Origin of the sequence: Mesorhizobium sp. M0771, from assembly GCF_040320155.1 — a bacterium.
Taxonomy (GTDB): domain Bacteria; phylum Pseudomonadota; class Alphaproteobacteria; order Rhizobiales; family Rhizobiaceae; genus Mesorhizobium.
On sequence record NZ_JAMYPC010000046.1, the window covers coordinates 1 to 9048 of the forward strand.

Sequence of the window (9048 nt, forward strand, 5' to 3'; positions counted from 1 at the left end):
TTCCTCTCCCCCGTCGATCGGGGGAGAGGTGTCGAGCGAAGCTCGACGGAGTGGGGGTCGACCCATGCGCTCAGTGCCCTTCCGATGTCCGTTCGCGGCGATTGCCAGGTGGTTCCCCCACTCCGTCTCGGCTTCGCCGAGCCACCTCTCCCCCCTCCGGAGGGAGAGGAAAGGAGCCTGGCTGGGACAGCGCCAACGTCCGGAAAGATGGGGGGGAGCGCCCCGGCCGTAAGCACAGGTCCTGCACGAAAACTGCACATCCCTGCGGAAAACCTCCTCCGCTCCGCCCCGCCGTTTCCATGCGAGCCCGCGACAACAGCGGCATGCAACAGCGAAACGCTCACCTTTGGTCCTTGCCCTATCGCCTGCGCAGCGAAAGCTGGTGGTTGGTCGATCCGCCCCGGGCGGCGGCCCGCCCTTACCTGGAAGCGAGCCTGCTCCCTTTTATCCGCCCACCGGCCGAGCGGACCCAGCCCATCAGGAAAATCCGCGCATGACATCGTTTGCAAGCTTTTCCAGCCGCTTCGGCATCGCCGTCCTGCTCGTGGCGCTGGCGGATTTTTTCTTTTACGGCCAGCCCGCCGGGATCACGGTGCTGCTGTTTGCCATCCTGATCGCCGGCGCGGTGGTCGCTGTGCATCCTGCCGCGCTGAATTCCACCCGACCCTGGCTCAAGCCGGCCGCTTTGTTCGTCGCGCTGCTGCCGCTGGCCGAGAACGTCAGCCCGCTGTCGGTGGCGATAGCTGTCGTGGCGCTGGTGGTGTTTGCGCTGTCCCTGTCCGGGCGGCTACGGCACGGCATCGCCCGCATTGCCGGCCAGGTGGCGCTGTTCCTGCTGGCGGCGCCGCTGCGCCTTATCCGTGACTTTTTCCAATGGCGCCGCACGGTGCGCCGGCTTGGCGGCCGCCGCATCCGCCTGGCGTCCATCATCGTCTGGGTCATGCCGGTGACGCTGGGCGCGGTGTTCCTGTTCTTGTTCGGCGCCGCCAATCCGGTCATCGAATACTGGCTGTCGCTGATCGACCTGATGAAGCTGCTCGATCTCATCCAGCTGGCGCGGATCGTCTTCTGGCTGTTCGTGATCGCCGGCGTCTGGGCTTTCCTGCGGCCTCGCCTGCCGCGTTTCCCGCGCCGCCTTCCACCTTTGACGCCGCCTGCAGCCGTGGCCGCACCGGCCGCGACTAAACCAGCGACAACGATCGAGGCCGTCGTCTTCGGCAAGGCCGCGATCCTGCGCGCGCTGATCGTCTTCAACGCCTTGTTTGCGCTGCAGACCGGGCTCGACGCAGCCTATCTCTGGGGTGGGGTCGCCCTGCCGGACGGGTTGAGCTATGCCGCCTATGCGCATCGCGGCGCCTATCCACTGATCGCCACCGCGCTGCTGGCCGCCGGCTTCGTGCTGGCGGCGCTGCGGCCGGGCAGCGAAACCTCAGGCGATCCGCTGATCCGCCGGCTGGTCTATGCCTGGGTGGCGCAGAACATCGTGCTGGTCATCTCGTCGATTCTCAGGCTCGATCTCTATATCGGCGTCTATGCACTGACCTACTGGCGCATCGCCGCCTTCGTCTGGATGGGGTTGGTGGCGTCAGGGCTTGCACTGATCATTGCCCGCATCGCGGTTGGAAAATCCAACGAATGGCTGCTCTCCGCCAATCTTGCGACGCTATCGGCGACGCTTTATGTCTGCTGCTTCATCAACTTCGCCGCAACGATCGCCAATTTCAATGTCGACCATTCCCTTGAAATGACCGGTGACGGCACGCCTATCGATACCGAATATCTGCGCTCGCTCGGCGCTGCCGCCATGCCGGCGCTGGACCGCCTCTACATGCACCAATTCGGAAACCAAACCACCTATCTGGCCGAGCAAATGATGATCGACGACACTATCGCCGAGCAGAAGCAGTGGCGCGCCTGGAGCTTTCGCGGCTGGAGGCTCGTGCAGGTTCTCGACAAGAGAGGTCCGCTCGTGCTTCCTCCCCCTACCCAGCCCTCGCAACCTTCAGTGCCGGACCGTTAGATCCATGCCGCATCAGATCCTGGTCGCCGACGACGATCCGCACATACGCGAGGTCATCTGCTTTGCGCTGGAAAAGGCCGGGATGAAGACGCAAGCGGTGGCCGACGGCGCGGCCGCCTTGCAGGCGATCGAGCGCCGCGAGCCCGACCTCGTCGTGCTCGACATAGGCATGCCGGAGATGGACGGGCTGGAGGTCTGCCGGCGGCTCAGACAACGCTCCGATGTGCCGGTGTTGTTCCTGTCGGCGCGTGACGAAGAAATCGACCGTATCCTTGGACTGGAGATGGGCGGCGACGACTATGTGACGAAACCGTTCAGCCCGCGTGAACTGGTGGCGCGCGTCAATGTCATCCTGCGTCGCGCCCGCCCGCTGGCGCCGGATCCGGCCGATGACAGGGCCTTTGCGCATGGCAAGCTCAGCCTGGTGCCGGCCAGCCACGGCGCCAGTTTCGACGGCAAGGCGCTGGCGCTGACGGCGATCGAATTCTCGATCCTGAAGGGATTTCTGGCGCGGCCGGCGCATGTGCTGGGGCGCGACCTGGTGGTCGCCAGCGCCTATGCCGCCAACATCCATGTCGCCGACCGTACCGTCGACAGCCACATCCGCAACATCCGCGCCAAGCTGGCGGCGGCGGGCTGTCTCGACGCCATCGAGACCGTGCATGGCGTCGGTTTCCGGCTCGGCCGATGCGGCGCCTGAGCGACGCCAAATGGATCGGCACCAAATGGCGGCCAAGGCTGGCCACGGTGGTTCTCGCCATCCTCATCATGGTGCTGGCGCTGCCGCTGGTCGGCTTGTTCTTCTTCCGGCTCTACGAAAACCAGCTGATCCGCCAGACCGAGGGCGAGCTGATCGCGCAAGGCGCCGTCATCGCCGCCATCTATGCGCAGAATATCAGTGACGCCGCCATTGCCCCGGAGAAGCTTGGGGTGCCGATGCAGGCTGACAGCGGCGAAGCCAGCCGCGGCGACGACACGCCTTACCAGCCGATCGAGCCTACCCTCGATCTCGCCTCCGACTATTTGCTGCCGACCCGGCCCGCCGGCATTGCCGCCGCCACCGATCCAGCCTTCACGGCCATCGGCGCGCGACTGTCCGGCATTCTCGACACGACGCAAAAAACCACGCTGGCCGGCTTCCGGCTGCTCGATCCCAAGGGCGTCGTCATTGCCGGGCGCGACGAGGTCGGACTATCCCTGGCCAATGTCGAGGAGGTGCGCGAGGCCCTTGCCGGCCGCTATGCCAGCGCATTGAGGCAACGAATCCCCGATCAGCCGCCGCCGCCGCTCTATTCGGTCAGCCGCGGCACGAAAGTTCGTGTCTTCGTCGCCATGCCGATTGCGGTCGCTGGCCACGTCGCCGGCGTGATCTATCTCTCCCGGACGCCGAACAACATCGTCAAACATCTCTATGGCGAACGCGGCAAGGTGACGCTGGCGGCCATTGCCATGCTGTTCGGCACGCTGCTGATCGCGCTGGTCTTCCTGCGCACCGTCAGCCGGCCGATCTACGCGCTGATGGAGCGCACCAGGCGCATCGCCGCCGGCGACCGCGACGCGATCCGGCCGCTCGACCATCACGGCACGCGCGAAATGGCGGAGCTGTCCGCCGCCTTTCTCGACATGGCCGAAAAGCTGCAAGCGCGCTCCGACAGCATCCAGACTTTTGCCACCCATGTCTCGCACGAGCTCAAATCGCCGCTGACGGCGATCCAGGGCGCGGCCGAGCTGCTGCGCGATTCCGGCGAGGCGATGGATGCCGCCGAGCGCAAGCGGTTCTCCGGCAACATCGTCAATGACGCCGGCCGGCTCAATCTGCTGGTGCGTCGCCTGCTCGACCTGGCGCGCGCCGAAAATCTGGCGCCGAGCGGCGAAAGCACATCGCTCGATGCAGCGCTGGCGCTGCTTCCGGTCGATGGCCGGCTGGCGGTCAACATTGAGGCGGGTGGCGAAATCGGCCTGCGGATATCAGCCGAGAATGCGGCGATCGTGCTTGCCAATCTGATCGACAATTCGGCCAGGCACGGAGCCACCCAGGTTCTTCTCTCTGCGGCCACCGCCGACGGCAAGGCGACCGTTGCGGTCAGCGATGACGGCGCCGGTATTTCGCCGAGCAACAGGGCCCGCATTTTCGAGCCGTTCTTCACCACGCGCCGTGAGTCCGGCGGCACCGGCATGGGCCTCGGCATCGTGCTGGCCCTCCTGAAAGCGCATGATGGCACGATCGCGCTGGTTGACTCCGGACGCGGCACGCGCTTCGAGATCATTGTGCCGGCGGCGTGAAGCATACCGGCGGCCGGATCGGAGAAAACGTGCGCTACGACATTGTCATCATCGGCGGGGCCATCGTCGGCTCCTCTGTCGCCTATTATCTGCGCGAGGAAGGCTTTACCGGCTCGATTGCGCTGATCGAACGCGATCCGCAATTCGCCCATGCGGCAACGACGCTGTCCATGGCCTCGATCCGTCAGCAATTCTCGATCCCGGAAAACATCCGGCTGTCGCAGTTCACGCTAAACCTGTTCCGGCGGCTGAAGGAGACCTTCGGCGCCGATGCCGATATCGGCTTTCGCGAGGGCGGCTATCTCATCCTGGCCGGCGAGGCCGGGTTGCCGATCCTGAAAGCCAACCACGAGGCGCAGGTCGCCGAGGGCGCCAACATTCTGCTCGAGGATGCCGACCAGCTGGCAAAGCGCTTTTCGTGGCTGTCGACGGAAGGCATCAGCGCCGGCGCCTTCGGCCGCAGCGGCGAGGGCTGGTTCGACGCTCATGCGATGCTGACGCTGTTCCGCAAGGCGCTGCGCGACAGACAAATCGATTTCATCGCCGCCGACGTCACCGGCATCGAGAGGCAGGGCAACCGCGTCACCGGCGTGGACCTCGACAATGGCGAAAGACTGCAAGCCGGCATCGTCGTCAATGCCGCCGGGCCGAATGCCGGCAGGGTGGCCGGCATGGCGGGACTCGTGCTGCCCGTCGAGCCGCGCAAGCGCAACGTTTTCGTCTTCGAGGCGCGGGAAAAATACGCCGACATGCCGCTGCTGGTCGACCCATCCGGCATCTATGTCCGGCCGGAAGGCTCGGTCTATCTCACCGGCGGCGCCGAGCCGGAGGAGGGCGATGGCCCCGCCGACCCCCGGGATTTCGGCGTCGACTGGCCGCTGTTCGAAGAGGTGATCTGGCCGGTGCTGGCAACCCGCATTCCGGCTTTCGAAGCAATCAAGCCGACCCGCGCCTGGGCCGGCCATTACGACTACAACACGCTCGACCAGAACGCGGTCATCGGACCGCATCCCGAGGTCGAGAATTTCATCTTCGCCAACGGTTTTTCCGGCCACGGCCTGCAGCAGGCGCCGGCCGTCGGCAAGGCGCTGGCGGAGTTGTTGGTGCATGGCGGGTATCGGACGGTGGATTGCTCGGCGTTTGGGTACGAACGGGTGGCCGAAGGTCGGGCGTTTCGGGAATTGAACGTGATTTGAGGCGGGCGGAATAGGATCGCTCTGTCGAGTTCCCGCCCACCCCCCTCTGCCCTGCCGGGCATCTCCCCCGCAAGGGGGGAGATGGCAGCTTCGGCGAAGGCGCCATTCTTGCAACGTCGGAGATTGGCGAAAACGGTCGCGGCATCTGATCTCCCCCCTTGCGGGGGAGATGGCCGGCAGGCCAGAGGGGGGTGCTGTCCCGCGAGAGTCTAAGCAACCATCGCACTGACAGCCATCGCGTTGCCCAGCGCATGCCCGGCGGCCGTGTTGTCGAAAATGCCCCAGACCTCTGCGCCGGAAACTGCCGCTGCTTCCACTTGCCGCGCAAACCGGTCGAGCGTTTCGGCATCGTAACCCGAATAGTAGATCCGCGGCGCGCCGTGCCAGCGGAAATAGGCAAGGCCGGGCCAGCCACCTGGCCCTGCTGCCTCCGGAACCGAAGCCGGGTCGGCGGCGACCCGTGCGACCTGGTGACCGGCCAGCAGTGCGTCCGCCTCGGCACTGAACCAGGTGGGATGGCGCGGCTCGCATGCCAGCCTTGCCCGGATACGCCTGCCCAACATGTCGAAGAAGCCGCCGGCGACCTCCGGCTCGAAGGGCAAGCTCGGCGGCAGCTGCACCAGAAGCACGCTCAGCTTTTCGCCGAGACCTTCGACCTGCCCGAGAAAGTCCTCCGTCAGCCCCTCGCAATCGGCGAGGCGATGATCATGGGTCATGTTCTTCGGTGCCTTGACCGCGAAGCGGAAGTGCTCCGGCACGGCGTGCGCCCAGCGCTCATAGGTCTCGCGGCGGTGCGGCTTGTAGAACGTGGTGTCGATCTCGACGGCCGGAAAGCGTTTTCCGTAACGTTCGAGATGCGAACCGGATTGCGGAAAGTCAGCCTTGTATCGAGACGGAATTCCCCAGCCGGCGGTGCCTATCAGAGATCGGCGATTTCCCATCCTGCGGATTTGGACCGGATGAAGCGCGGGTCAAGGGCGACAAAGGAGGCGTTGCTCCGCGGTGTCCTGAACACCGTTCCGCATTGCCGAGAACCTTGCCCGCCTTGACTGCCCAACCCGATCGGCAATTGCGCTCGACGCTCGTTAGCCCTCGCGGGAGAACCAGAACGCGTCGGCCATTCGCGTCATGCCGATACGCTCATAGAAGCCGACGGCGTCGGGCATCGAGATCAGGCTGATGGCGACCGAAGGCCCAAGCTGCCGGCGGGCCGCGTCCATCAGGCCCTTGCCGATGCCGAGGCCTTGCGCAGATTGGGATACGGCGAGCTCTGAGACATAGCACACCCAGGAAAAGTCGGTGATGGCCCTGATAACGCCTATCAGCGGCCTGCCTTCGATGTCGAGCCGCGCCGTCAGCACCAGGTTCGCGGCCGAAAGCATCGCCTGCAGCCGGGCGTCGTCATCGACGGGGCGTGTTTCGCCGAGCGTGGATTCGACCAGCACGCGGCGGAATTCGGCGACGTCGAGCTCAGGCTCCCGGGCATAGATAATCTTCGATTGTGCGGTCATGGGCGTAAGGTGCACCAACGGCAGCTGGTTTTAAAGACAGTGCCGCGCCGATCTTTCGATCGGGGCCGCGCACCAACAGTTGCCTTTTATTTGCCGGCGGCTTTGTGTAAACCGGGCGCCAGCAAACCCTGACGCAACGAATTATCGATCAAGAACGGGCAAAAGCCATGGAAAAATTCACCAAGCTCACCGGCGTCGCCGCACCGATGCCGATCGTCAATGTCGACACCGACATGATCATCCCCAAGGATTATCTCAAGACGATCAAGCGCACCGGGCTCGGCAGCGGCCTGTTCGCCGAAATGCGCTACAAGGACGATGGCTCGGAAAACCCCGACTTCGTGCTCAACAAGCCAGCCTACCGCAAGGCGCAGATCCTGGTCGCCGGCGACAATTTCGGCTGCGGTTCGAGCCGCGAACACGCGCCGTGGGCGCTGCTCGATTTCGGCATTCGCTGCGTCATCTCGACGTCGTTCGCCGACATTTTCTACAACAACTGCTTCAAGAACGGCATCCTGCCGATCACCGTCAGCCCCGAAGACCTGGAGAAGCTGATGGACGACGCCTCGCGCGGCTCCAATGCGACGGTGTCGGTCGACCTCGAGGCCAAGGAAATCCGCGGCCCCGACGGCGGCGTGGTCACCTTCGACCTCGACGACTTCAAGCGCCACTGCCTGCTGAACGGTCTCGACGATATCGGCCTGACCATGGAGAAGGCCGGCGCCATCGCCTCGTTCGAGAAGAAGAACGCTGCCGAGCGTCCTTGGGCCTGAGTGGTACGAGATGGCCCGGCCGCCACAAAGCCGGGTTCGTGGCGGCTGAACGGAGGGGACAGTCATGACACGTTTTCTTCTTGCCGGCGCCTGCGCGCTGGCGTGGATGCTGATGCCGGTGGCCGGCGCGCAAGCACAGACCGACACGGTCCTCGTGCCGGCAGAAGATCCGTCCGCCGCCGATCCGGGCGCGTCGAGCAATGCGGCCCTGGCGGACGATGACAGCCAGGGGCCGGTCCCGTTCGAGGGCGGGCAGCTGACCATCACCCAGCCGGAGCAGGATGGCGAAAAGGTGCTGGCCTATGACGGCAAGCAGCTGGCCAGCAATTACGACGTGTTCTTCGACAGAACAGTCAAGGTCGGCGGCGTCGACGTGGCGCTGGTCGATGTCGGCGACGGCGGCAACCAGTGCGGCCCGGCCAAGGTCATCGTCTGGAAGCCGGAAGGCGGCGAGATACAAAGCCTCAAGGTCGAACAGGACGAATGCGGCGCGCCGCCGGCGGCGGTGGCCGACAACGCCATCTTTTTCGTGCCGTATCTGTTGCCGGGCGATACGAAGCAAGCGCTGCAATGGTCGCCCAGCGACGGGCTGACGATCTCGGGCGACCTGACCTACGCGCCGGAGCCGGGTACGGACTGGAAGGACGTCGATCCGGCCAAATACCAGAACATCATCGACGCCTTCCACAATGAGGCCGTCTACAAGGCGGCGCAGACGCTACTCGGCGACACCATGCCCGACATGGCGACCAGCCTGCTGGTCGGCGGCGGCACCGAAAAGACGGCGTCGGGCGCCTTCTACGCCACCGGCTGCGTGCCGCACGCATGCGGCAGCAATGACGGTTTCATGGCGGTCGACCCGGCCAAGCACACGCTCTACTTCGCCCGGCGCGGCGACAATGGCGAGCCGCAGGCGTGGCCTGACGTGAAGACCTGGCCTGCGGATGTGAAGGAAGCAATGGACAAGGCGCAGGAGTCGGGGAACTAGAGTTCGCGGCAGCGCGGCGAACAATCGGTGTTCATGCTTGTTCCGTCGCGATCCGTCACACCCCCCTCTGCCCTGCCGGGCATCTCCCGCTCAAGGGGGGAGATCAGACGTCACTCTGGCTTTCGCCAATCGCAAATGTGGAAAGCGAGAAAGGCGTCCGAACTGCTAATCTCCCCCCTTGAGGGCATAGGCGCTAAGATAGCTTTGGCATGGACTGAAACTTGCGCTTTCGTGGTGGTTCGCGCCAGCGATATCGCAAGGCATGGAGATTTTGGCG

8 protein-coding genes are annotated in these 9048 nt (G+C 64.9%); 6 read left to right on the forward strand and 2 right to left on the reverse strand.

Going from position 1 to position 9048, the window contains the following annotated elements:
* The first annotated feature begins 493 nt into the window (after positions 1 to 493).
* From NKI05_RS31590 to NKI05_RS31605, 4 genes are read left to right on the forward strand one after another with little or no spacing between them, the layout of a single operon-like run.
* On the forward strand, positions 494 to 2020 hold the full coding sequence (locus NKI05_RS31590) for a DUF4153 domain-containing protein (RefSeq protein ID WP_023816095.1): 1527 nt from the start codon (positions 494 to 496) through the stop codon (positions 2018 to 2020).
* A 4-nt stretch (positions 2021 to 2024) separates the two neighbouring features.
* Positions 2025 to 2720, forward strand: a complete 696-nt coding sequence (locus NKI05_RS31595) for a response regulator transcription factor (RefSeq protein ID WP_023683813.1) — start codon at positions 2025 to 2027, stop codon at positions 2718 to 2720.
* Positions 2708 to 4303, forward strand: a complete 1596-nt coding sequence (locus NKI05_RS31600) for a sensor histidine kinase (RefSeq protein ID WP_023683814.1) — start codon at positions 2708 to 2710, stop codon at positions 4301 to 4303. Before NKI05_RS31595 ends, NKI05_RS31600 begins: the two co-directional genes overlap by 13 nt.
* Positions 4304 to 4332: 29 nt before the next feature.
* On the forward strand, positions 4333 to 5499 hold the full coding sequence (locus NKI05_RS31605) for an NAD(P)/FAD-dependent oxidoreductase (RefSeq protein ID WP_023706810.1): 1167 nt from the start codon (positions 4333 to 4335) through the stop codon (positions 5497 to 5499).
* A gap of 209 nt (positions 5500 to 5708) precedes the next feature.
* On the opposite strand, the gene NKI05_RS31610 is transcribed toward NKI05_RS31605, so the two are convergent.
* Together NKI05_RS31610 and NKI05_RS31615 are read right to left on the reverse strand one after the other, a co-directional pair.
* Complete coding sequence (locus NKI05_RS31610) at positions 5709 to 6440, reverse strand: DUF72 domain-containing protein (protein WP_023816094.1); 732 nt, start codon at positions 6438 to 6440, stop codon at positions 5709 to 5711.
* Between the two features lie 144 nt (positions 6441 to 6584).
* Positions 6585 to 7010: a GNAT family N-acetyltransferase gene (locus NKI05_RS31615; protein WP_023687647.1), complete on the reverse strand. Its 426-nt coding sequence runs from the start codon at positions 7008 to 7010 to the stop codon at positions 6585 to 6587.
* A 167-nt stretch (positions 7011 to 7177) separates the two neighbouring features.
* Between NKI05_RS31615 and leuD the strand changes: the two genes are divergently transcribed.
* Complete coding sequence (gene leuD / locus NKI05_RS31620; protein ID WP_023694556.1) at positions 7178 to 7783, forward strand: 3-isopropylmalate dehydratase small subunit; 606 nt, start codon at positions 7178 to 7180, stop codon at positions 7781 to 7783.
* A gap of 64 nt (positions 7784 to 7847) precedes the next feature.
* On the forward strand, positions 7848 to 8771 hold the full coding sequence (locus NKI05_RS31625) for an Ivy family c-type lysozyme inhibitor (RefSeq protein WP_023694555.1): 924 nt from the start codon (positions 7848 to 7850) through the stop codon (positions 8769 to 8771).
* The last annotated feature ends 277 nt before the right edge of the window (positions 8772 to 9048 follow it).